Raw genomic sequence first — 23,744 nt, forward strand, 5'->3', positions numbered from 1 at the left:
TGTCCTCTCCAGCGGGGCGGCCGCGATGTGTGTCAGGAGTGGGGCGCGGCCTCGTCGTCGACGTCGCCTTCGCCGTCGTCCTCCGGCTCGGCCACGCCCAGCGCCTGCGCGACGCGGGCGGCGACGGCCGGGTCCTCCTCCGCCGCCGAGCCCGCCCGGATGCGGTCCCCGGTCGGCCGTGACCAGTTGACGAGCGCGAGGTCCAGGGCCGCCGCGGTGACGCCGCCCGCCTGCAGGAGCTCGCTCGCGCGGCGCTGCAGGTTGATCGCGTCGCCGATGCCGAAGATCCGCTTGGCGGCGAGCAGCGTGGGGTCCATCGGCTCGGCGTGGGCCAGCAGCAGCGACGACGGCTGGACGTCGAGCAGGCCGAGGCCCCCGGCGAGGACCAGGAACTCGTAGCGGGCGGCCCGCGGGAAGCGCGGCAGCGAGAGGCGCTCGAAGGCGCGCTCGAACCGGCGGGCCGGGGTCAGGGACGCCTCGGCGGAGAGCAGCGGCACCTGCCCGCCGGCCTTCTCGGCGCGCGACCGGTAGGCGGCCAGGGTGTCGGCGGCGCGGCGCGCGTCGTAGGCGGTGCGCGGTCCGGTCGCGACGCCCTCGAGGGCGGGGAGCTCGCCGCCGGCCCACGGCGTGCGGACGTCGGCGATCGCGCCGAAGGGGTCGGCGTCGTCCTCCACCGGCGAGAGGTAGGCGACGAGGAACAGCGTCCACAGCGCCTCCTCGCGGTCCTCGACGACCGCGGCGTCGGCCAGCAGGCCGGGCGGACCGGACCGCAGCTCGTCCAGGCGCGCGGTGGCGAACGCGAGCTCGGCGGCGAGCCGGCGCGCGTCCTCGGACGCCTTCAGGCCCGGGACCAGGCCGTGCTCGTAACCGTCCTCCACCGCACGGTGCTGGCGGCGGACCTTGACCTCGCCGGTGCGGGAGGTGCGGCGCTTCGCCGGCGACCCGCCGCCGGCCGTCTTCTTCGGCGGGTTGGCGCGGTCCTTGGCGAGGCGCGCAGCCGCCTGCCCGGTCACGGTGCCCGGCCTGACCCGCGGCTTGCGACTGCAGATCGGGCAGTTCTCTTCGAGGCGACCGTGACGGCAGAACGTAGGCACGACCACACAGCTTATGCGCCGGGCACCGGCGACCGTGTGTCGCCGGTGCGCACCCGCTGTGAGCTACGCAGGTCCTACTTGTTGCACTTGCGCGCCTTGCGCTTCTGGACGACCGCGTAACCGGGGCGCTTCGTCGTCCCGGCCGCGTCGACCAGGCCGGAGTCGAAGAGCAGCCCGACGTTCTCCGGGGTGCCGTTGAAGCTGTACACGTAGATCCGCTTGATCTGCTTGTACTTGTTCGCGATGTGGAACATGCAGCCGAGCGCCTTGGCGGCGAACGGCGCACCGGCGGCGACCGACCGCTTCTTGAAGGTGACCTGGCCGCCGGTCTCGGTGAGCCAGACCTGGGCCTTCGTGCCGATCTCCTTGAGGATCTCCTTCGTGCGCTGCGTCTTGTCGTCGTAGCGGTTCGTGTCGGAGTAGTTGTGCAGGCCCCAGATGGCGTTGCTCTTCGGCTTGTAGGCCTTCTTGAACGCCTTGACGTACTTGATCGCGGCCCGCGGGCTGTTGCCGTCCAGGAAGTCGAGCACGACGATCGACTTGCCCTTGAACACGCGCGCGCCGGCCTTGGTGATGTCGGACGCGAGCTTCGGGTTCTTGCAGATCTCGACGGGCTGGCCCTCGGTGCGGCCGTTCTTCTGGCAGACGTTGACCTCGTTCCAGGGCGAGATGTCCTTGATCTGGCTGCCGTAGACGGCCTTGACCTTCTTGAGCGCCGCGGTGTACTCGGCGATCGACGGCATGACCGTCTCGCGTCCCGCGGTCCGGGAGTGCTCGAAGGAGACCAGGATGCGGGCCTTCGTCAGGCGGGCGCCGATCATCCAGTCGTCGAAGCGCTTCAGCTGCGCCGCGTCGTCCATGACGTCCCACGGCGCGATGTAGCGCGCGGTCTTCATCTTCAGCGGCGCGTACAGCGGGTTGACGAACGTCTTGGCCAGCTGGTCGGAGATGCCGACGGTGACGGCCGACTGGGCCGGCGGGGCGGCAGCGAGACCGCCGACGGCGAGCGTGCAGAGCAGAGCGAGACGGCGCATGTATGCGGGTTCCCTGGGTCGAGGTCGGGTGGGGCGATCGGGTCGCGGTCGTCAGACTAATGACACGGACGCCGGGGACGCACCACTGCCCCTGCGCTTCAGCGCAGGCGCCCGATGCCGCCGACGACCAGGTCAGAGATGAACGCGACCGCTCCATCCACATCGGCGGGCTCGCGCTCGAGCATGAGCACCGCGATCTCGAACGCCGCGCCGACCATCGCCCGGGCCATGTACTCGACGTCCAGATCGGGCAGCAGGCCGGCGGCGATCCCGACACGCAGGTCCTCGGCCAGCTCGACGGTGCCCGCGCCGATCACCGGCTCGTCGTAGAGCGCGCGGATGGTGCCGGCGTTGCGCCGCAGCAGCTCGAACAGGAGCGGGTCGGACGCGAGGAACTCGAAGTACGCGCGGAAGCCGGACTCGACGAAGGACTCGAGGTCCGTGGACGACCGACGCGCGGCGCGGACGAGCACGCGGCCCTCCATCGCCGCCTGCTCGACGAGCGCCCGCAGCACGGACTCCTTGTCCGGGAAGTAGTTGTAGAACGTCCCGGTCGCGAGGTCCGTCCGGCGGACGATGTCGCGGACGGTGGCCGCGCCGTAGCCCAGCTCGCCGAAGATCTGCAGCGCGGCGTCCAGGATCGCCGCGCGGTTCGCCGCCTTCGTCTGCTCGCGCTTGCCGGCGGGCGCGTGCTCGTCGGACTCGGCCTGGGCTGCCATCGCGTGGACCCTACGGCAAAGTTGACGCAGGCGTCAATTTACTGGCGGAGCAGAACTTCGCGCAGCGGCGGGAAGGAACCGCCGTCGCCTGCGTCTTGGGGGTTAGACACCGGCCGGGCACCAGCGCCTCAGGCCCCTCACCACCTTCAGGAGAACCATCATGTCATCGCCTTCCGCCGGACGCCGTGCCCGCCGCGCCCTGGTCCTGACCGCCCTCGCCGGGGGCGCCGTCATCAGCGCGCCGGCCGCCGCGAACGCCGCCGCCGTCCCGACCGCGGCCGCCGGCGCCAACGCCGCCGCGATCCAGTCGGCCGTCGACGGCTATCGCGCGTCGCTCGGCGGCGCGCTGAACCCGAACGCCGGGGCGTCCTTCGCGAACGGGCGGCGCGAGATCAACTGGGACGGCGTCCCCGACGGTGTCGCGTCCCCCAACGCCTTCCCGGCCGGGTTCTTCTCGGTGACCTCCGCCCGCGGCGCGCAGTTCTCGACGCCCGGGGCCGGCTTCCGCGTCAGCTCGACCGAGGCCTCCGGCGTCCCGGTCCGCTTCGGAGAGCTGAACGCCAGCTACACCGCGCAGTTCTCGACGTTCTCGGCCCAGCGGCTGTTCGCGCCGGTCGGCTCGAACATCACCGACGTCGCGTTCTTCGTCCCCGGGACCCAGACGCCGGCGACCACGACGGGCTTCGGCACCGTCTTCACCGACGTCGACACCGCGGGCACCTCCAAGATCGAGGCCTTCGACGTGGACGGCCAGCTCATCGCGACCGTCGCCGCGCCGCCGAGCCCCGACCACGGGCTGTCGTTCGCCGGCGTCACCTTCAACCAGGGCGAGAAGATCCAGCGCGTGCGCATCACGACCGGCAACAAGGCGCTCGGTGCGCCGGAGGCCGGGACGGACGACCTCGTCGCGCTCGACGACTTCGTCTACGCCGAGCCGCAGAAGCAGGACGTCCGGCCGCCGGTGATCATCGAGACGAAGGTCCCCGGCCCGACCGTGGAGGTCCCGGCGCCGCCGAAGGCCGACGAGGACGCGCCGCGGCTGAGCCTGCTCGCGTTCGGCGCCTACCGGGCGATCCTCGGCGCGTCGGAGTCGTGCACCTACACCGCGACGCTGAAGCTCGACGCCGCGACGGCGCGGAGGCTGAAGCTCAAGACGACGCTGGCCACCCACGCGAGCACCAAGTGCGTCGCCGGCTCGACGGTGATCGTCTCGAAGCTGAGCAAGGCGACCGTGGCGAAGCTCCGCGCCGCGAAGGCCCGCCCGACGCTGACGGTCAAGGCCCAGGACGCGGCGCGGAACAGCCGGACGATCAGCTTCAAGCTGAGCTGACCGATCGGGCCTGCTGCGGCACTGCTCAGCGCAGGCCGGCGCGGGTGATCACCTGGTCCCGCGCGGTGATCACCTTGTCCGCCAGGCCGTAGGCGACGGTGTCCTCCGCCGTGAAGAAGCGATCGCGCTCCATGTCGGCGTGGACGCGGGACTGGTCCTGGCCGGTGTTCTCGGCGTAGATCTCCTCGAGGCGCTCGCGCAGTGCGAGCGCCTCCTTCGCGTGGATGCCGATGTCCGTCGACTGTCCCTGGAAGCCGCCCGACGGCTGGTGGATCAGGATGCGGCTGTTCGGCAGGACCATGCGCTTGCCGGGCGCGCCGGCGGACAGGATCAGCGAGCCGCCGCTCATCGCGATCCCGCAGCAGATCGTCCGCACGTCGCAGCGGATGAAGTTCATCGCATCGACCATCGCGAGCGCCGCGTAGGCGCCGCCGCCGGGGGTGTTGATGTAGAGCGAGATGTCCTTGTCGGGGTCGTCCGCCTCCAGGTGCAGGAGCTGGGCGACGACGAGGTTCGCGATCTCGTCGTCGATCTGGCTGCCGAGGAAGACGACGCGGTCGTTCAGGAGCCGGGAGTAGATGTCGAACGAGCGCTCGCCGCGCGGGGACTGCTCGACGACCATGGGAATGAGGGGCATGCGGATCTCCGGGGGTTCGTGGGCTGCGGCTATTCGCGCAACCATTTGGTTGCGTGTTCCCGAGACGCTAGCATGCGCAACCATGGAGTTGCACCAAGACATCGTCCGCCGCGAGGTCGTCCTCGACGCCGACCTCGACACCGCCTGGTCGGCGCTCGCCAGCGCCGACGGCCTCCAGACCTGGCTCGCGGAGTCGGTCGACGTCGAGATCGCCCCCGGCGCGAAGGGCACGATCACCGACCACGACGGCGTCGTCCGCGACGCGACGGTCGAGGAGGTCGTCCCCGGCCGGCGCGTGGCGCTGCGCTGGGCGGCGTCCGGCCACGAGCCGACCGTCGTCGACCTGACGCTCGAGCCGCTGGGTGACGACCGCACGCGGCTCGTCGTGGTCGAGGTCCCGGCGGCCGTCGTGCACGCGGTCAGCACGCAGCTCGTGATCGCGGGGACGTCGGCCTTCCGGGGCCCGGCGCTCGTGGCGGCGTAGGCGGTGGACGACCGCGCCGCGGGGGCGGTGTTCCACGCCCTCAGCGATCCCACCCGCCGGCAGGTGGTCCAGGCCCTCGCGCAGCGCGGCTCGCTGACCGCATCGGCGATCGCCGCCGAGCTGCCCGTCAGCCGCCAGGCCGTGACCAAGCACCTCAGCGCCCTCCGCGACGCCGGGCTCGCGACCGCCACCCCGTCCGGCCGCGAGGTCCGGTACGACCTCACCCCCGCCCCCATGGCCGAGGCCGTCGCCTGGATCACCCAGACCGGGGCCGCCTGGGACGACCGCCTGGCGCGGCTGCAGCGCTCGTTCGAGCAGCGCGCGAGCTGACCCGGTCAGGTCGGAATGGGAATCGACCGGCTGTAAGACTAGAAACGGAAATCGACTTGGTCTAAGTTCGCGCTTATGCGCTCCGCTTTCCGTCCTGTCGTGTGCGGCACCGTCCTGAGCTGCTGCCTCGCCCTCGCGGCGTGTGGCGGTGACGACTCGTCCTCGCCCGGCTCGTCGACGACCACCCCCGCGACGTCGTCCAGCACGTCGACGGCGGCCGCGGCCGCCGCCACGGCGCCAACCGTCGCCGGTGTGCTGAGCTGCCTGCAGAGCGCCGGCGTGAAGGCGGAGACGCAGACCAGCGTCGACGACTCCGAGTACGTCGGCATCGACTACGGCAGCGACCGCACGACCATCTACGTCGAGCCGGACGCAGAGGCCGCCGAGCTCAAGGCCAGCCTGGGCGAGCAGTACGGCCAGGTGGTCCGCGAGGGGAACGTCGTCGCCGTCATCGATCCGGCCGGCACGGACGACCAGGACGCCGTCGAGGCCTGCATCAAGCCCGGTGCGTCCGCCCCGGCCGCGGCCACCGCCCCCAGCACCGCGGCCTCCGACACCGACGAGGCAGCCGCCGCGGGCACTGACGACGACCCGGCGTCAGCGTCGACGACGCTCGAGGAGCCCTACGCCGTCGGTGCGCTCGCAGCGGACTTCCCCACCGACGAGCAGCTCCGCCGGTGCCTGCTGGCCAGCGGCGTCCCGGCCCGCGACAAGGGGGCCACGAAGACCGCCGGCACGGTGGAGATCGCCCACCCCGACGACACCCTCACGAGCATCTCGTTCGAGACGAACGAGGGCGAGGCGAAGGCCGTCGAGGCGGCGGTCCAGGAGTTCGGCAAGGTCCTGCGCATCGGGACCATCGTGGCCGTGATGGCCCCGGCCGGCGAGAAGTACGCGCCGGCGATCGAGGACTGCGTGCAGGGCGGCGAGTAGCCGCCCCCACCCAGCCAGGCTTAGAGGCCGGGGTTCGCCTTCGCCGGCGGGCCCTCGGGGCCCTCGTCCGCGTCCCCGCCGCCGACCAGCGCCGGCTCGGCGCCCGCAAGCGTGCTCAGGTAGCGATCGGCCATCCGGGCCGCCTGCCGACCCTCGTTGATGGCCCACACGATCAGCGACTGGCCACGGCGGCAGTCGCCGGCCGCGAAGACGCCGGGCTGCGACGTCTCGTAGGTCGGCGCCTTGATGTTCCCGCGCGGGTCCTTGCCCAGGCCGAACTGGTCCAGCAGCCCCGGCTCGGGGTGCAGGAAGCCCATCGCGAGCAGGACGAGGTCGGCCTTGAAGACGCCCTCGGTCCCCTCGACGGGCGCGAACGGCGGCGCGGGTGCAGCGCTGGCGTAGTGCAGCTCCGCGACCCCGCCGGACTCGTTGCCGACCAGGTGCGTCGTGACGATCGAGTAGTCCTGCTCGGCCTTCTCGACGGCCTTGCCCTCCTCCATCGCGTAGGAGAGCCGGTACTTCTGCGGCCACAGGGGCCACGGCGTGCGGTCGTCGGGACGGCTCGAGGGCGGTTCGGGCAGGAGCTCCAGCTGGATGACCTCCAGCGCGCCCTCGCGCAGGGAGTTGCCGACGCAGTCCGCGCCGGTGTCCCCGCCGCCGATGACGACGACGTTCTTGCCGGCGGCGGTGATCTCCTTCGGCGACACGTCACCGGCGGCCACCGCGCGGTTGCGGACGTAGAGGTAGTCCATCGCGGGGTGGATGCCGTCGAGCTCACGGCCCGGGACGTCCAGGTCGCGCGGGACCCGCGAGCCGGTGGAGAGCACGATCGCGTCGTACTCCTCCTGCAGCTGGTCGGCGGTGACGTCGACGCCGATGTCGACCCCCGTGCGGATGTCGACGCCCTCGGCGCGGAGCTGGTCCGCGCGGCGCTCGATGACCCACTTCTCGATCTTGAAGTCCGGGACGCCGAAGCGCATCAGGCCGCCGACCGCCTCGTCGCGCTCGAACAGCACCACCGTGTGGCCGGCGCGGCGCAGCTGCTGCGCCGCCGCGAGGCCGGCAGGACCGCCGCCGATGACGGCGACCTTGCGCCCGGTCTCGACGGACGGCGGTTCGGGGACGACCCAGCCGTTCTCCCAGGCGGTGTCGATGATCGAGTTCTCGACCTGCTTGATCGTGACGGCGTCGCCCTCGCGGATCTCCAGCACGCAGGCGGCCTCGCACGGGGCGGGGCACAGGCGGCCGGTGAACTCCGGGAAGTTGTTCGTCGCGTGCAGCTGGCGGATCGCGTCCTGCCAGCGGTCGCGGAACACCAGGTCGTTCCAGTCCGGGATCAGGTTGCCGAGCGGGCAGCCGTTGTGGCAGAACGGGACGCCGCAGTCCATGCAGCGGGCGCCCTGCTCGCGCAGCTCCTCGACCGGCTTGGGGACGAGGAACTCCTCGTAGTTGGAGAGCCGCTCGCTCGCGTCGCTGTACTTGACGTTCGAGCGCTCGATCTTCAGGAAACCTCCGAGCTCACCCATCAGGCGATCGCCTCCTCGGCCGCGATCTCGGAGAGCACGCGCTTGTAGTCGGTCGGGAAGATCTTCACGAACTTCTCGCGGTAGCTGTCGAAGTCGCCCAGGATGCGCTCCGCGACGGTGGATCCCGTCCGCTCGGCGTGCTCGGCGACCAGCGCGCGCAGCGTCTCGGCGTCGCCGTCGGTCAGCTCCTCGAGCTGGTCGAGCATCGCCGGGTTCACGCGCGTCTTGAACGTGTCGTCCTCGTCGAGGATGAACGCCAGGCCGCCGCTCATGCCGGCCGCGAAGTTGCGCCCGGTCATTCCGAGCACGACAACGGTGCCGCCGGTCATGTACTCGCAGCCGTGGTCGCCGACGCCCTCGACGACCGCGCTGGCCCCCGAGTTGCGGACCGCGAAGCGCTCACCTGCGAGGCCGCGGAAGAACGCCTTGCCCTTGGTCGCGCCGAACAGCACGGTGTTGCCGACGATGACGTTGTCCTCGGGCGGGAACGTCGTGCCGTCGGGCGGGGTCACGCTGACGGTGCCGCCGGAGAGGCCCTTGCCGGTGTAGTCGTTCGCGTCGCCGTGCAGCTCGAAGACGACGCCGGGCGCGAGCCAGCCGCCGAACGACTGCCCGGCCGAACCGGTGAACGTGACCTTGACGCTGTCGGGCGGCAGGCCCTCGGCGCCGCGGAGCTCCGCGATCTTGGAGGACAGCATGCCGCCGACACAGCGGTTGACGTTGCGGACGCTGGCGTCGATCTCGACGGGCTCGCCGCCGTCGATCGTCGCCATGGCCTGCTCGATCAGCTGGTGGTCGAGCGCGTCGGTGAGGACGGCGGGCGGCGGGCCGAGGCGGTTGCGGGGCGCCGACGGGTCGACGTCCTCCGGGAACGCAAGCAGGCCGGACAGGTCGACGCCGCGCGCCTTCCAGTGGTCGATCGCCGGGTCGGTGTGGAGCAGCTCGGTCCGGCCGACCAGCTGGTCGAACGTGCGCACGCCGAGCTTCGCCATGATCTGACGGACCTCTTCCGCGAGGAAGAAGAAGTAGTTGACGACGTGCTCGGGCTTGCCCTGGAACCGCTTGCGGAGCTCGGGGTCCTGCGTCGCGATGCCGACCGGACAGGTGTTCAGGTGGCAGGCGCGCATCATGATGCAGCCCGTCGCGATCAGGGGGGCGGTGCTGAAGCCGAACTCGTCGGCCCCGAGCAGCGCGCCGATGACGACGTCGCGGCCCGTCTTCAGCTGGCCGTCGGTCTGGACGACGATCCGGTTGCGCAGCGAGTTCTTCAGCAGCGTCTGCTGGGTCTCGGCGAGGCCGATCTCCCACGGGACGCCCGCGTTGTAGATCGAGCTGACCGGCGAGGCGCCGGTGCCGCCGTCGTGGCCGGCGATGACGACGTGGTCGGCGTTCGCCTTCGCGACGCCGGTGGCGACCGTCCCGACCCCGACCTCGGCGACGAGCTTGACCGAGACCTGCGCCTTCGGGTTCGCGCAGCGCAGGTCGTAGATGAGCTGCTTGAGGTCCTCGATCGAGTAGATGTCGTGGTGCGGCGGCGGCGAGATCAGGCCGACGCCCGGCGTGGTGTGGCGGACCGACCCGATGTACTTGTCGACCTTGTGGCCGGGCAGCTGGCCGCCCTCGCCGGGCTTCGCGCCCTGCGCCATCTTGATCTGGATCTGGTCGGCGTTGACGAGGTAGTGCGCGGTCACGCCGAAGCGGCCGGAGGCCACCTGCTTGATCGACGAGCGGCGGGAGTCGCCGTTCTCGTCACGCGTGAAGCGGCGCGGGTCCTCCCCGCCCTCGCCCGTGTTCGAGCGGCCGCCGAGGCGGTTCATCGCGATCGCGAGCGTCTCGTGCGCCTCGGTCGAGATCGATCCCAGCGACATGGCGCCGGTGGCGAAGCGCTTGACGATCTCGGACGCCGGCTCGACCTCGGAGATGTCGATCGGGGTGATGCCGTCGGTCTTGAAGTCGAGCAGCCCGCGGAGCGTCGCGCGGCGCGCGGCATCCGTGTTGATCAGGCGCGCGAACTCGTCGTACTTCTCCTGCGCGTTGCCGTTCATCGAACGGACCGCGTGCTGGATCAGCGCGATCGACTCGGGGTTCCACTGGTGGTGCTCCCCGTCCCGGCGCCAGGCGAACACGCCGCCGACCGGCAGCATGTCCATCGTCTCCTGGCGGGGGTAGCCGGTCGCGTGCCGCTGCAGCGTCTCCTCGGCGATGATCGGCATGTCGATGCCGCCGATCCGCGACGCCGTCCCGGTGAAGTGCCGGTCGATGACGGTCTTGTCGAGGCCGACCGCCTCGAAGATCTGCGCGCCGCAGTAGGACTGGACCGTCGAGATCCCCATCTTCGAGATCGTCTTCAGCAGGCCCTTGCCGATGCCCTTGACGATGTTCTTCTCGGCCGTGGCGACGTCGTCGACGCCGCGCACGCGGCCCTCCTCGACGAGCTGCGCGACCGTCTCGAACATCACGTACGGGTTGATGGCGCTGGCGCCGAAGCCGATCAGCGTGGCGAAGTGGTGCACCTCGCGCGGCTCGCCGGACTCGACGACCAGGCCGGTCTGCAGCCGGTTGCCCTCGCGGACCAGGTGGTTGTGGACGGCGGCGGTGGCCAGCAGCGACGGGATCGCGGCGCGGTCCTTGGCCAGGTTGCGGTCCGACAGGATCAGGACGTTGACGCCCGACTCGATGGCGTCGTAGGCCTCATCGCAGACGGCGGCCAGGCGCGCCTGCATCCCGTCCGGCCCCTCGGCGACCGGCCAGGTGATGTCGACCGAGTGGGCCTTGAACCCGGGGTGGTCGACCTGGCGCAGCGTCTCGAGCTCGTGGTTGCGCAGGATCGGCTGGTCCATCGCGAGCTGCCGCGCGTGCTCGGGCGCGTCGTCGAGCAGGTTGCCCTCGGCGCCGACGCCGGTCGCGAGCGACATGACGACCGCCTCGCGGATCGGGTCGATCGGCGGGTTCGTGACCTGGGCGAAGAGCTGCTTGAAGTAGCCGAAAAGCGCGGGGCGCTTGTCGGACAGGACGGCGAGGGCGTTGTCGTTGCCCATCGAGCCGAGCGGCTCCTCGCCGGCGGCGGCCATCGGGGCCAGCGTGACGCGCAGGTCCTCCTGCGTGTAGCCGAAGGCGAGCTGGCGGACGGGGAGCGGCTCCACGCGCGGGACCAGGGGCTCGCGGACCGGCAGGTCGTCGAAGTGGACGACATGGTCGGCGTACCATTTGCCGTACGGCTTGGCGGTGGCGACCTGCTCCTTGATCTCCTCGTCCTCGACGATGCGGCCCTGCTCGAGGTCGATGAGGAACAGCTTCCCGGGCGCGAGGCGGCCGAGGCGCTTCACCTGGGCGGCGGGGATGCCGAGCATGCCGGCCTCCGAGCCGAGGATGACGTGGCCGTCCTCGGTCAGGACCCAGCGGCCGGGACGCAGCCCGTTGCGGTCCAGCGTGGCGCCGACGACGCGGCCGTCGGTGAAGCAGACCGCGGCGGGCCCGTCCCACGGCTCCATGAAGCAGGAGTGGAAGGCGTAGAAGCCCTTCAGGTGCTCGGGCAGGTCCTCGCGGCCGGCGTAGGCCTCGGGGATCATCATCATCACCGAGTGCGGCAGCGACCGGCCGGCGAGCATCAGCAGCTCGAGGACGTTGTCGAACGTCGCCGTGTCCGAGCCGCCGGGGCGGACGATCGGCATGACCTTCTGCAGGTCCCCGGCGAACAGCTCGCTGGCCAGCTGCGACTCGCGGGCGCGCATCCAGTTGGCGTTGCCCATCAGCGTGTTGATCTCGCCGTTGTGGGCGATCACGCGGAACGGGTGCGCGAGGTCCCACGACGGGAACGTGTTCGTGGAGAAGCGCGAGTGGACCAGCGCGACGGCGCTCTTGAAGCGCTCGTCGACCAGATCCGGGAAGAAGCCCCGCATCTGGGTCGCGATCAGCATGCCCTTGTAGACGATGGTCCGCGACGAGCAGGACGAGGCGTAGAAGTCCGGGCCGGCGGCGAGCTCGACGATGCGGCGGATCACGTAGAGCTTGCGCTCGAACGCGTCCTGGTCGTGGCAGTGGCCCTGGCCGGCCTCGATGAACAGCTGCTTGACGTACGGGCGCGAGCGGTTGGCGGTCTCGCCGACCTCGTTCTCGTCGACCGGGACGTCGCGCCAGCCGAGGACGATCTGGCCCTCGACGCGCACGTTCAGCTCGATCAGGCGCTCGACCTGGGCGCGCAGGTCCGCCGCCTGCGGCAGGAAGCACATGCAGACGCCGTAGCGACCCGGCTCCGGGAGCTCGAAGTCGACGACTCCCCGGAAGAAGTCGTGCGGGATCTGGGTCAGGATGCCCGCCCCGTCGCCCGTTCTGACGTCCGCCCCCTCGGCACCGCGGTGCTCGAGGTTGTCGAGCGCGGTGAGCGCCTTCTCGACCACGTCGTGCGTCGCGACGTTGTCGAGCTTGGCGACCATGGCCACGCCACAGGCGTCGTGCTCGTAGCGCGGGTCGTAGAGGCCATCGGCCCCGGGGCGGAGAAGTCGTTCAGTCATATAGGGCGTTCGGCGAGGGGGGAAGCGCGCCGTGGCGCGGAAGGGCGAGCCCCCGATATTACCGCAGCTTTAGCTCGCGCCGAAGCGCACGACGCCCGCTACTTCGTGGCCGGGGTCTTCGCAGCCTTTGGCGCCGCGGGCGCCTTGCGCTTCGCCGGGGCCTTCTTTGCGGGCGCATCGGCGTCATCGCCCGCGCGCGCGGCGTCCAGGGACGCCTTCAGCGCCGCCATGAGGTCCGGCGCGGGTGCCTCCTCGCCCTCGACGGGCGCCTCGACCGAGACGACCTCGCCGTTGGCCTTGCGCTCGATCATCGCGAGGATCTGCTCGCGGTAGGTGTCGCGGTAGCGCCCCGGCTCGAACGGGTCGGCCAGCGACTCGACCAGCTGGCGCGCCATGGCGAGCTCGCGGTCGCTGCTCTGGATCTCGTCCGCGTTCGGGATCTCGTCCAGCGTCTTCGGGTCCACGACCTCGTCGGGGAAGACCATCGTGGTCATCGCCATGACGTCGCCTGCGGCCCGCAGGGCGACCAGCTGCTCCTTGGAGCGGATGACGACGGTGGCGATCGCGACCTTGCCGGTCTCCGCCATGGTGTCGACCAGCAGGCGGTACGGCTTCGCCCCGCCCGGCGCCGGCGCCAGGTAGTAGGCGTGGTCGTAGTGGATCGGGTCGATCTCGGCCAGGTCGACGAAGGCGTCGATGTCGATCGTCTTCGTCTTCTTCGGGTCGAGCGACTCGAGCTCCCCCGGCTCGATGATCACGTAGCGGTCCTTTGCGAGCTCGTAGCCCTTGACGATCCGGGCGTACGGGACCTCCTCGCCGGTCGCCGCGTTCACCCGCTTCATCTGGATCCGCTGGTGGTCCTGCCCGTCGAGCTGGTTGAACTTGACGGACTTCGACTGCACCGCCGCATACAGCTTGACGGGGATGGTGACGAGCCCGAAGGAGATGGCTCCGGTCCAGATCGCGCGTGCCATGGGGAGTGAAGTCTTCCGCATCGGTCCAGCGCGGCCTTCCGGTGGGCGAGGGATTTCATGCCGCCGGGCTGTATGCCGGTGTGCTCGGGCCTCGTTGCATGGTTGGCCCTCGAACCTGCCGGGTAGGCGAACGGGAGACCCGCGAACGACCTTGAGAAGGAGGCCACATGACCACGTCCGCCGCCCCCCGCAGTGCCGCCCAGGGCATCCTGTCCGATGACAAGTCCGAAGCCCGCGAGCGCATCCTGGAGCTCCTGAAGAAGGCGTACTGGATGGAGATCGAGACGGTGATGAGCTACATCACGAACTCGATCAACCCCGACGGCGTCCGCGCCCAGGAGATCATCGAGTCGCTCCAGGAGGACATCCAGGAGGAGCTCGGCCACGCGATGCAGTTCGCGAACCGGATCAAGGAGCTCTACGGCGTCGTCCCCGGTTCGCTCGAGTTCACGCCTGAGCAGACCTACCTGCAGCCGCCGTCCGAGCAGACCGACATCGTGCACGTCATCAAGGGCGTCATCGAGGCCGAGACCGGCGCGATCGAGCACTACAACCTCGTGATCGAGGAGACCGAGGGCGTCGACCCGGTCACCAACGACATGGTCATCGCGATCCTCCGCGATGAGGAGGGCCACCGCCGGCTCTTCGAGGGCTACCTGCGCGAGTACGAAGCCGAGGGCCGCGCCTAGCGCCCACCGCCGGCGCGTCGTGCGGTGACCGGACCTGCCGGTCCGCCATCGCCGACGCCGCCGGACCGGTCACGATCTCGTCCGATGGACACCGCGTCACAGCCCGAGGACGTCCTGCCGGACCGCCCGTCGCCGCCCCGCATCGCGTGGCTGGCGTTCAAGCGGTACCAGGACCACGGCATGACGGACAACGCGGCGTCGCTGACGTACTACGCGATGCTGTCGCTGTTCCCGTCACTGCTGATGGTCGTGTCGCTGCTGTCGCTGGCCGGCAGCCCGGACCTGCCGCTCGACGCAGCGCAGTACCTCGCCGACAACGGCGCGGCGCCGAACACCGTCAACTCCGTGCGGGACGTCCTGGAGAAGATGGTCCAGACCTCGTCCGGGCAGTCGATCGTGACGTTCGTGGTCGCGGTCGCCTTGGCGCTGAACGGTGCCTCGGGTGCCTACGCCGCAGCCGGCCGGGCCCTGAACAAGGTGCACGGGGTCGACGAGGACCGCTCGTTCATCCGCCGCAAGCTCACCGACCTCGCCGCGACCCTCGTCGTGATCCTGCTGCTGATCCTGGTGCTCGTGGCGTTGTTCCTGGGCGGCGGGCTGGCGGACGACCTGTTCGGGACGATCGGCCTGGGGTCCACGGGGGCGTCCATATGGTCGATCGCCCGTTGGCCGGCGGCGTTCTTCGCTGCGCTGGTCGCCTACAGCCTGATCTACGCCTACGCCCCGGATATCGAGCCGCGCAAGCTCGCGTGGCTCTCGCCGGGGGCGATTGTCGCGGTCGTCGTGTGGCTCGCGGGGTCGGCGGGCTTCGGCCTCTTCCTGAAGGCATCGCCAGGCTATGGCGCCGCGTATGGCGCGTTCACCGCGGCGATCCTGCTGCTGCTGTGGCTGTTCATCACGACGAACGCGTTCCTCTACGGCGCGGAGCTGAACGCGACGATCCGCCGGCTGGCACTGACGGCCGACGGCGGACCGCCGTTCGTCACCCCGCCCCCGGGCGAGCCCGGAGTGCCGGTGGCCGGCGTCACGGCGTCGACCGACCGCTCGTAGGCTCCCGGTCCGCCGGACGCCGGTTGCGCCTCGCCCCGGCGGCCTCGGTCACACCGCGGTGCGACCACCGTCCGCCGGCACGATCGCCCCGGTGATGTAGCCCGAGCGCGGGGACGCAGGGAGGGCGATGACCTCCGCGATCTTGGCGCGCCGGTCCGCGTCACCTCCCGCGGGACCGCGCAATCGCCAGGCGGATGCTCCCGCCGATCACCGCGGAGATCGCCGTGACGATGATCGCCCCGAGGATCGCCTCGCCGACCCCGGCGCCCGTCGCCAGGAAGATGACGCCGGCGATCGCCGACGAGACCACCAGACCGCTTGCTGACATGTCGAGCTTCACGAAGTGCCTTCCCAGACGGATGTCGTTGAGGGCACCCTGCCCCGAACGGCTGGCGATGAACCCGGGCGACGCGGTCAGCGCGGTTGCCGGGGGCGGTGATGGCGAACCGGACCTGCCGGCGGCACGCAACCAGCCGCTGCGACGTCCGGGCAGCTTGGCTGGCCTACGCTCCCGCCATGCACCACTGGTGGCACGACGAGGTCGTCGACGGGCACAAGCTGCCGCTCATGCTCTGCTTCGTGGCCTTCGTCGTGACCTTCGTGGTGACGCGGACGGTCACGCGCATGATCCGCTCCGGGCGCGGGCCGTTCCACGACAACGTGAGCTCCGGCGGGACGCACGTCCACCATGCGGTGCCGGGGATCGTCGTGCTCTGCGTGGGCGCGTTCGTCGCCGTCGGCTCGGCGACGGACGGCGTGTGGCGCCCGGTCGCGGGGATCCTGGTCGGCGTGGGAGTCTCGCTGGTGCTCGACGAGTTCGCGCTGATCCTGCGCCTGCAGGACGTCTACTGGAGCGGCGAGGGCCGGCTGTCGGTGAACATCGTCAGCCTGACTGCCGCGTGCCTGGGGCTCAGCCTCGTCGGCCTGTCCCCGGTCGGCACCGAGAGCCCGGGCGGCGGGGAGCTCGTCGCCCGCATCGGCCTGAGCGCGGCCTTGGTCGTCCACGGCTGCGTCGTCGTGTGCGCGCTGGCGAAGGGGAAGTACCGGGCTGCGCTCTTCGGCCTGTTCATGCCGCCGGTGGCGCTGGGCGGCGCGATCCGCATCGCGCGGCCGGGCTCGCGGTGGGCGCGGCGCTGGTACGGCCCCAAGGAGGAGGCGCGGGCGACCCGGCGTGCAGCGGAGTTCGATGAGCGCTGGGAGCCGGTCGTTCGCCGCTGGGACAACCTCGTCGGTGGCGCGCCGACTCCGGGCTCACCGGCCTGACCCAGTCGGAAAGGACGGGCAAGCGACGGCGGCCGCCGGTCAGGTCACGCGGTCGGGACGGTCCGACAGGCGCAGCGCGGTCTCCAGCAGGAAGCGGTCCCAGCCGAGGCCAGGGTCGCGACCGGTGATCTCGCGGATGCGCTTGAGGCGATAGCGCATCGTCTGGGCGTGCACGCCGAGCCGATGCGCGGCGGACACCGAGTTGCCCGTGAGGAAGTACGCGTCCAGCGTCTCCAGCAGGACCGCATGTGCCGGGGTCAGCAGGTCGCCCAGGATCGCGCTGGTCGCCGGCTTGGTCAGCGCGTCGCCCCGCGCCTTCGCGAGCACCGCCAGCAACGACGCCTCGTCGCCGGCGACCACGGTGCCGGCGGACACCACCGCGGTGCGGAGGTACTCGTGCACGTGGCGGGCCTGCTGGTACGCGCCGGCGAGGTCCACGAGGTTCTCGACGGTCAGGACGACGCCGGTCAGCCCCGCGGCGTCGAGTGCGCGCCGGACGTGCGCGGGGTCCGCCGCCTGGTCGATCAGGACGAGCTGGCCCCGCGTGATCAGCTGCAGGCGGAACGGCGTGTCGTCGTCGGCCTGGTGCGACCGGTCGAGTTCCCGTAGCGCGATCCGGGCGTGGTCGACGAGGCCGCTGCCGTCCCCCAGGCGGGGCGCGGCGACGATCAGGCGCGGGCTGCGCGGGAGGACCAGACCGAGGGTCGACGCGCGTTCGTCGACCTCCGCGGCGCCCAGGAGCCGCCCGGCCAGAAGATCCTCGAGGAACTCGCGCCGCGCCCGGCCCTGCTGATTGGCCAGCTGGCCGGTCGTCTCCACGTAGCCGAGGGTGACCTCGTTGGAGAGCTGGTCGACGAACGCCATCGTGAGGCGGGCGAAGTTCCGCTCCTCCTCGGGGTCCAGCCGGACCTCCGGGTGGTCCACGACGTAGTCGTAGATGCCGAGCCCGCTGACGCGATACGCGCGCAGGACGAGCGGCAGCGGCCGTCCCTCGGCGGCCCGGGTGGCGCCGTTGTCCCGGAACGGCGGCAGCTGCTCGGGCGCCGCGAGCCGCCCGGCGGCCCACAGCTCCAGCGTGGCCTCGTAGCCGATGCGCACCGTCTCGCGCACGTCGGCGAGCTGGACGGGGTCCAGCGTGCGGTAGAGCGGGATCTCCTCGAGGACGCGTTCGAGGACGACGGCGGTCGCCCGCTCGGTCTCGTCTCGCAGGCGCGCCGGGAGGTCCGGGTGCCGGCACGGATGTAGGTCGTGGAACACTCGTTGTCACCCGGTGATAAGCCGCATGCGCAATCTACGCGGGATCCGTTGGCAGCGGGGAACGAGTTCGTCATTGTCTCCCCCGAGTGTCGGCACGGGGTCGAGCCGACAGGGTCAGCAGCGGCGAGGGGTCACGGATGAGGAGCAGGATCGCGCGGGTCGAGCCGACGGGGCAGGACGTGGTGACGGGGAACCCCGCGGGTGTTCCCGACCGGACACCGCTGCTGCAGCGGTGTCGATCCGGCGCCGACAACCAGCCCATGGGGTGGCTCAGGGGTCTGCTGATCGTGATCGTCCTGGCGTGCGCGGTGCCCGCCGCCGCGGACGCGCAGGTGGGGGCGGTCGCGCCACTGCCGGGTACCGAGAAGGCGGGCTACGTCCCGCTGCCGGACGGCACGAAGCTGAAGTACACGGCGCTGCTGCCCGAGGGCAAGGGACCGTTCCCGGTCCTGCTGCAGTACGAGGGCTACTCGGCGGGCAGCGACCCGACGCGCGCCAACGACACGTTCGTCCCGGCGATGCTCAAAAAGGGCTACGCGGTGGTCGGCGTGAGCCTGCGCGGGTCGGGCTGCTCGACCGGGGTCTGGGACCTCTTCGACAAGCAGCAGGCCAAGGACGGGGCGTTCGCGATCGACTGGATGGCCGAGCAGCCCTGGGCCAACGGCAAGGTCGCGATGTACAGCTACTCCTACGGCGGCATCATGCAGCTCTGGGTCGCCGCCGAGCGCCCGAAGCACCTCGTCGCGATCACCCCGGCGAACGTCGTCTCCGACACCTACCGCGACATCGGCTACCCCGGCGGCATCCTTAACGCGGTGTTCCCGCCGGAGTGGGGCGCCACCCTGAACGTCGACTGGACGCTGGGGATGCAGCGCTCGTCGAAGGCGGGCGACAACGAGTGCCTCGGGAACTACCTCGCGCACGCCGCGCCCAACAACCTGAACCAGCTCGCGGTCCAGATCCCGCAGCACCCGTACGACGACCAGTGGCACCACGACCACAGCAGCATCAACTGGGTGAAGGACATCGACGTGCCCGCGCTCGGCGTCCGCACGTGGCAGGACGAGGAGACCGGGTCCCGGCAGGCGTCCTACTGGGACCAGCTGGATCCGGAGCGGACGTGGCTCATCTCGTCCAACGGCAACCACCTCGTCTACCAGCACTCGAGCGTGATGCTGAAGACCCTCGGGGGCTTCTACGACCACTTCCTGAAGGGCATCGACAACGGCTTCGAGAAGACGCCGCGCATGCAGGTCTGGCACGAGACGGGCCTGGACAGCGACCCGCGCTCAATCACCACCGTCGACCGCCTGCCGGGGACGGTCGACCAGGCGGACCTCTACCTGGGGCCGGACGGGCGGATGGGCGGACCGGCGGACGGCCCGTCCGGCTCGGCGTCCTACGTCTACCCGCTTCCGTCGCCGCCCGTCGTCGACACCTCCTCGCAGGGGCTGCAGGAGGCGCTGAACGTGAGCACGTGGACCGTCGTGCCCGATCTGGCGGCCGGCCGCGCGGCCTTCACGACGCCGCCGCTGAGCAACACCGCGACGACGTACGGGCCGTCCAGCGCCGACCTCTGGGTCTCCACCACCGCGCCGGACGTCGACCTGCAGACGACGATCACCGAGGTCCGCCCCGACGGCCAGGAGGTCTACATCCAGCGCGGCTGGCTGCGCGCCTCCCACCGTGCGCTCGACGCGAAGCGCTCGACCGCCCTGCAGCCGTGGCACCCGCACACGAAGGCGTCGACCGCCGACATGCCGGCCGGCAAGCCGCAACTGCTGCGCGTCGAGCTGTTCCCGTCGGGCCACACGTTCCGCCCCGGGTCGAGCGTCCGCATCTACGTGGAGCAGCCGAGCATCACCGGCCTCTGGGGCTACACGAGCGTCCTGACCCCGCAGACGGTGAAGGTCCACTACGGCAAGGACCACCCGTCGCGCCTCGTGCTCGGGCTGCTCCGCGACGCGAACGTCAGGTCGGACCGGCCGGCGTGCGGCGCGCTGCTCAACCAGGCGTGCCGGCGCAACCCGGTCCCGCAGCCCGGCGGGAGCTACGCGCTCGTCGGCACCCGCGCGGCCGCGCCGGCCACGGCGGCGAAGCCGAAGCTCACCGTCCGCTTCCGCGGCCGGACCGCGCGCCGGGGCGTCCGCATCGACGTGCGCGTCCAGCGCGGCCCGGCGGTCAGGCGCGTGACGGTGCAGCTGCGCCGCGGGACCACAGTCCTCGCCCGCTCCGCGTCGATGACCGTGGGCAGGCGCACGCGGGCCGTGACGCTCAGGCGGACCGGCGGCCGGGCACTGGCCAAGGGCACGTACTCGCTGGTCGTCCGCTCGGGCAACACCGTGCTCCTGAAGCGGACGGTGCGCCTGGGCCGGTGACCCCGCGTCGCTGAGCAGGGCGTCGTGCCTCGGGCCGCGAACCAGTCGGCGACGATGAACCCGCGGACCGACCGGTCATCGAAGATCAGGTCGGCAGTCGCTCACGCTCCGGTGCGGCGGCCCTCCGTCCGCCGCACCGCCGTGATCGTCCGGACCGCCTGCCCGCCCGCGATGTCACGAGTGAGGCTCCCGGTGTAGCCGACGGTCAGGGTCCCGCCGGGGGGCGTTCCGTTCGGGAGGGTCCGGTCGATCTTCCAGGTGCCGCGGACGATCAGGGCTCGCAGGTCGAGGTTGAAGACGCGATCGTCCTTCACGTAGGCGTAGCGGAATCGGATGGTGCCGGTCGCCCGCCGGGCGACGGTCCCCGAGGCCGTGAGCCGCCCTGTGGCGATCGCGGCGGCGGTCACGACCAGTGCCGCCGGGGAGTCGGCGGACCGGGCCCGCAGGTCGTCGGGCCCGAGCGAGCGGTTGCCGGCGTACGCGAGCGTGAGGATGCCCGTGCCCAACCGCGCCATCCGCGGCGGCAGGGACGTGGTCAGGCGGAGCAGCCCGGGCGTGGCGGGGATCGGGACGGCGAACGACCGGACCATCCCTGCGGCGCGGTACGTCGCACGGACGATGCCGGTGGCGCGGCGGTCGATCGAGGCCAGGATGTCCAATCGTCCGTCGGTGACGCGGGCGCGGTAGAGCCGCAGGCCGGCCGGGAGCTGACCGAGACGGGTGGTCGCAGCGAGCGTCGGCAGGCCGGTTGCGCCGCTCGTGCCGGAGACCGTTGCGGACGCAGCCGGCGCGGTGCCGGTGGTCCCCAGCCCTGACGGCGGGCCTGGAACCGGTAGGCCGCCCGGTCCGGGGGTTGCACCGCCCGGGGTCGCACTGCCGGGGGTCACCGGCGCCGTCGGCGTGGCCGGGGTGGTCGTGCCACCACCGCCGCCACCGCCGGGCCCGCTGCCTCCGCCTCCGCCGCCACTGCCGCCGCCACCGCCGCCTGTGGCGGTCCCGCTCCCGGTCAGCGTCGCAGTGTGCGGTGAGCCCGCGGCGGAGCTCGGGAGGCTGATCGTGGCGGTCTTGGCGCCGGTGGTCACGGGCGTGAAGGTGACCGTGATCGTGCACGTCTGCTGGAACGCCACGGTCTTGCCGACGCAGCCGTCGTTCGCGATCGCGAACGACGTGGCGTCGGCCCCGGACAGGGCGGCCGGACCGCCGATCGCCGGCTTGCCTGCCGTGCTCGTGAACGTCAACGTCGAGGCAGCTGAGGTGGTGCCGACCGTGCGCGCGCCGAACGCCACCGCGGGCGGAGTCAGCGTCGCCGTCGTCGCACTGGCCAGGTGCGGCAGCAGGGACAGGCTGCGATCCTGGAAGTTCGACGTGACGAGGTCGGGCAGCCCGTCGCTAGTGAAGTCGCCGACGGCCACGGCGATCGGCCCGGCGCCCGTCGGGTAGCCGGTCGCGAGGCCCAGGGCTCCGGTGCCGTCCCCGGTGAGCACGGAGGCCCGCGCGCCCAGGCGGTCGGCGGTGACGACGTCGAGCTTGCCGTCGCCGTCCAGGTCGGCGATCGCCACCCCGAAGGGGCGCGTGCCCACGCCGTAGTCACCCTTCTGGGTGAACCCTCCGGCTCCGTCGCCGAGCAGGACCGTCACGGTGTCGCTGGCGATGCCGTTGGCGGTGACGAGGTCGGGCCTGCCGTCCCCGTTGAGGTCGCCGATCGCCACGTCGCGCGAGCCGTTCACCCCGCCGGGGTCTGTCCCGAAGGTGAACGTGGCGGCGGACGCCGGAAAGGTGCCGTCGCCGTTCCCGAACAGCACCGAGACGTTCTTCGGCCGGTCGTTCGCGGTGACGAGGTCGAGCCTGCCGTCGCCGTTCAGGTCGCCGACGACCACGACGAGCGCCCGGTCGCCGGCCACGTAGACCACGGGTTGCGCGAACGTGCCGTCACCGTTGCCGATGAGCACGGCCACCTTGCCGGCCGTGAGATCGGCGACGGCGAGGTCGGCGTCACCGTCGCCGTCGAAGTCGCCGGTCGCGACCGACTGCGGACCGAGCCCGGACGCGACCGAGACCGTCGCACCGAAGGTCCCGGCGCCGCTCCCGAGCAGCACCGACACATCGCCTCCCACGTTCGCGATCGCCAGGTCGGCGTGACCATCGCCGTTGAGATCGGAGATCGCCACCGACTGCGGGTTGTTCCCGGTGGGGTAGTCCGTCTTGGCGAACCCGCCGTTGCCATCGCCGAGCAGCACCGAGACCTTGTCGTTCCCGGGCTGGACGACGGCCACGTCTCGCGTGGTGCCGCCGTCGAGGAAGCCCGTCGCGAGCGACGCCGAACCGGAGATGGCGATGTCGGCCGGCCTGGAGGTCGCGGAGCCGAGCGTCCCGTCGCCCCGGCCAACGAGCACGGTCACGGTGTTGCCGACGCCCAGGCCACCGTCGGCGGTGGCGACGTCGGCATCCCCGTCACCGTCGAGATCACGGATGAGGACCGCCTTCGGGCCGCTGCCGGTCGCGTAGTCGACGTGGGTCGCAAACGACCCGCTGCCGGATCCGAGCAGCACCGACACGGTGGAGTCGGCGACGTTTCCGGTCACGACGTCGGGCTTGCCGTCGCCGTTGAGGTCGCCGATCGCCAGGCTGTCCGGCTCGAGGCCGGTGATGTAGTCGGCCTTGAACGTGAAGTTCCCCGTGCTCCCGTCGTACAGGAGGACCGAGATGGTCTTGGCGCGTTGCGTGTTCGCGGTGACGAGGTCGGAGTCGCCATCGCCGTCGAGGTCCGCGATCGCCACGCCCGTCGAGCCGCCGCTCCCGGTCTGGATGATGACGGCCGGCGAGAAGACGCGGTTGGGCTGTCCGTAGAGAACCGCGACGTTGTTGCCGTTGTCGCTCGCGGTGACGATGTCGAGCGTGTTGTCGCCGTTGAGGTCCTTGAGCGCAACGGAGAAGGGACTGCTGGCCGTGGTGTGGTCGATCCGCGGCGCGAAGGTCCCATCGCCGACGCCGTAGAAGGCGGACACCTTGCCGGCGGTGAGCGCGGTCACCGCGAGGTCGGCGTTGCCGTCGCGGTCGAGGTCGCCGATGGCCACTGAGTACGGTCCGCCCGGCGCGACGACGGTCGTCACCGCACCGAAGGTGCCGGTCCCGTCGCCAAGCCGCACAGACAGCGAGTCGGCCGCGAGGTTGGCCGTGACGAGGTCGAGTTTGCCGTCGCCGTTCAGGTCGCCGATCGCCACCGACTCGGGACGAACGCCGGTCGGGTAGTCGGACTTGGGCGCGAAGGCACCGTTGCCTGTCGCGAGCAGCACCGACACCGTGTTGCTCCCCGCGTTCGCCGTGACGAGGTCGGGCTTGCCGTCGCCGTTCAGGTCCTCGGTCGCCACCGACGCAGGACTGCTCCCGGACGTCAGCGTCGTGAGGGTGCCCGGGTACAGCGGTGCTGCAGCGGCGGGGCCTGGGCTGCTGAGGCACATCAGGGCCAGGAGGCCCAGGGCCGACGCCGCGCGTCGCCACCCCTCCGGCCGGAGGCGGGTGCGGCGGGATGATACGG

The 23,744-nt window shown here is 71.4% G+C and carries 18 protein-coding genes; 8 read left to right on the forward strand and 10 right to left on the reverse strand.

Annotated elements, in window-relative coordinates:
* Window positions 1–32: 32 nt before the first annotated feature.
* The 3 genes from DSM112329_RS19260 to DSM112329_RS19270 form a co-directional block, all read right to left on the reverse strand.
* A complete protein-coding gene (locus DSM112329_RS19260; protein ID WP_354698180.1) occupies window positions 33–1,094 on the reverse strand; it encodes a hypothetical protein in 1,062 nt (353 codons plus the stop codon).
* A gap of 74 nt (window positions 1,095–1,168) precedes the next feature.
* Entirely contained in the window at window positions 1,169–2,128 is a 960-nt protein-coding gene (locus tag DSM112329_RS19265) for a hypothetical protein (protein ID WP_354698181.1), read from the reverse strand.
* Between the two features lie 98 nt (window positions 2,129–2,226).
* Window positions 2,227–2,847 carry a TetR/AcrR family transcriptional regulator gene (locus DSM112329_RS19270; RefSeq protein ID WP_354698182.1) on the reverse strand — a complete coding sequence of 207 codons (621 nt, stop codon included), beginning with the start codon at window positions 2,845–2,847 and terminating at the stop codon, window positions 2,227–2,229.
* Window positions 2,848–3,007: 160 nt separating this feature from the next.
* Here DSM112329_RS19270 and DSM112329_RS19275 point away from each other — a divergent pair, with 160 nt between their 5' ends.
* Entirely contained in the window at window positions 3,008–4,177 is a 1,170-nt protein-coding gene (locus DSM112329_RS19275) for a hypothetical protein (RefSeq protein WP_354698183.1), read from the forward strand.
* Between the two features lie 25 nt (window positions 4,178–4,202).
* Here DSM112329_RS19275 and DSM112329_RS19280 read toward each other — a convergent pair whose 3' ends face one another.
* Window positions 4,203–4,814 (reverse strand): ATP-dependent Clp protease proteolytic subunit, encoded by a 612-nt coding sequence (locus DSM112329_RS19280; protein WP_354698184.1) that lies wholly within the window; start codon window positions 4,812–4,814, stop codon window positions 4,203–4,205.
* A gap of 82 nt (window positions 4,815–4,896) precedes the next feature.
* Between DSM112329_RS19280 and DSM112329_RS19285 the strand changes: the two genes are divergently transcribed.
* The 3 genes from DSM112329_RS19285 to DSM112329_RS19295 all read left to right on the forward strand — a co-directional run bounded on the left by DSM112329_RS19285 (window position 4,897) and on the right by DSM112329_RS19295 (window position 6,561).
* Window positions 4,897–5,298, forward strand: coding sequence for an SRPBCC domain-containing protein (locus DSM112329_RS19285; RefSeq protein WP_354698185.1), 402 nt, complete (start codon window positions 4,897–4,899; stop codon window positions 5,296–5,298).
* A 3-nt stretch (window positions 5,299–5,301) separates the two neighbouring features.
* A complete protein-coding gene (locus tag DSM112329_RS19290; RefSeq protein ID WP_354698186.1) occupies window positions 5,302–5,628 on the forward strand; it encodes a metalloregulator ArsR/SmtB family transcription factor in 327 nt (108 codons plus the stop codon).
* A 75-nt stretch (window positions 5,629–5,703) separates the two neighbouring features.
* Complete coding sequence (locus DSM112329_RS19295; protein WP_354698187.1) at window positions 5,704–6,561, forward strand: hypothetical protein; 858 nt, start codon at window positions 5,704–5,706, stop codon at window positions 6,559–6,561.
* Between the two features lie 20 nt (window positions 6,562–6,581).
* On the opposite strand, the gene DSM112329_RS19300 is transcribed toward DSM112329_RS19295, so the two are convergent.
* From DSM112329_RS19300 to DSM112329_RS19310, 3 genes are all read right to left on the reverse strand, one after another.
* Complete coding sequence (locus DSM112329_RS19300) at window positions 6,582–8,087, reverse strand: glutamate synthase subunit beta (protein WP_354698188.1); 1,506 nt, start codon at window positions 8,085–8,087, stop codon at window positions 6,582–6,584.
* On the reverse strand, window positions 8,087–12,598 hold the full coding sequence (gene gltB / locus DSM112329_RS19305; RefSeq protein ID WP_354698189.1) for a glutamate synthase large subunit: 4,512 nt from the start codon (window positions 12,596–12,598) through the stop codon (window positions 8,087–8,089). The genes DSM112329_RS19300 and gltB overlap by 1 nt, the downstream gene beginning before the upstream one ends.
* Window positions 12,599–12,696: 98 nt before the next feature.
* Window positions 12,697–13,572 (reverse strand): Ku protein, encoded by an 876-nt coding sequence (locus DSM112329_RS19310; RefSeq protein ID WP_354698190.1) that lies wholly within the window; start codon window positions 13,570–13,572, stop codon window positions 12,697–12,699.
* A gap of 167 nt (window positions 13,573–13,739) precedes the next feature.
* Between DSM112329_RS19310 and DSM112329_RS19315 the strand changes: the two genes are divergently transcribed.
* Window positions 13,740–14,261: a ferritin-like domain-containing protein gene (locus DSM112329_RS19315; protein WP_354698191.1), complete on the forward strand. Its 522-nt coding sequence runs from the start codon at window positions 13,740–13,742 to the stop codon at window positions 14,259–14,261.
* An 84-nt stretch (window positions 14,262–14,345) separates the two neighbouring features.
* Window positions 14,346–15,311: a YihY/virulence factor BrkB family protein gene (locus tag DSM112329_RS19320; RefSeq protein ID WP_354698192.1), complete on the forward strand. Its 966-nt coding sequence runs from the start codon at window positions 14,346–14,348 to the stop codon at window positions 15,309–15,311.
* A 160-nt stretch (window positions 15,312–15,471) separates the two neighbouring features.
* Here the strand turns inward: DSM112329_RS19320 and DSM112329_RS19325 are convergent, their stop codons facing one another.
* The gene (locus DSM112329_RS19325) at window positions 15,472–15,639 is read right to left on the reverse strand and encodes a hypothetical protein (protein ID WP_354698193.1); all 168 of its coding nucleotides are present in this window, start codon (window positions 15,637–15,639) and stop codon (window positions 15,472–15,474) included.
* Window positions 15,640–15,827: 188 nt separating this feature from the next.
* Between DSM112329_RS19325 and DSM112329_RS19330 the strand changes: the two genes are divergently transcribed.
* Entirely contained in the window at window positions 15,828–16,574 is a 747-nt protein-coding gene (locus DSM112329_RS19330) for a hypothetical protein (RefSeq protein WP_354698194.1), read from the forward strand.
* Window positions 16,575–16,613: 39 nt separating this feature from the next.
* Here the strand turns inward: DSM112329_RS19330 and DSM112329_RS19335 are convergent, their stop codons facing one another.
* Window positions 16,614–17,831: a helix-turn-helix domain-containing protein gene (locus tag DSM112329_RS19335; RefSeq protein ID WP_354698195.1), complete on the reverse strand. Its 1,218-nt coding sequence runs from the start codon at window positions 17,829–17,831 to the stop codon at window positions 16,614–16,616.
* A 137-nt stretch (window positions 17,832–17,968) separates the two neighbouring features.
* Here DSM112329_RS19335 and DSM112329_RS19340 point away from each other — a divergent pair, with 137 nt between their 5' ends.
* On the forward strand, window positions 17,969–20,209 hold the full coding sequence (locus DSM112329_RS19340; protein ID WP_354698196.1) for a CocE/NonD family hydrolase: 2,241 nt from the start codon (window positions 17,969–17,971) through the stop codon (window positions 20,207–20,209).
* Window positions 20,210–20,310: 101 nt separating this feature from the next.
* Here DSM112329_RS19340 and DSM112329_RS19345 read toward each other — a convergent pair whose 3' ends face one another.
* Entirely contained in the window at window positions 20,311–23,577 is a 3,267-nt protein-coding gene (locus tag DSM112329_RS19345) for an FG-GAP-like repeat-containing protein (protein ID WP_354698197.1), read from the reverse strand.
* Window positions 23,578–23,744 lie beyond the last annotated feature (167 nt).

This window comes from Paraconexibacter sp. AEG42_29, assembly GCF_040581415.1.
Classification (GTDB): Bacteria; Actinomycetota; Thermoleophilia; order Solirubrobacterales; family Solirubrobacteraceae; genus Paraconexibacter.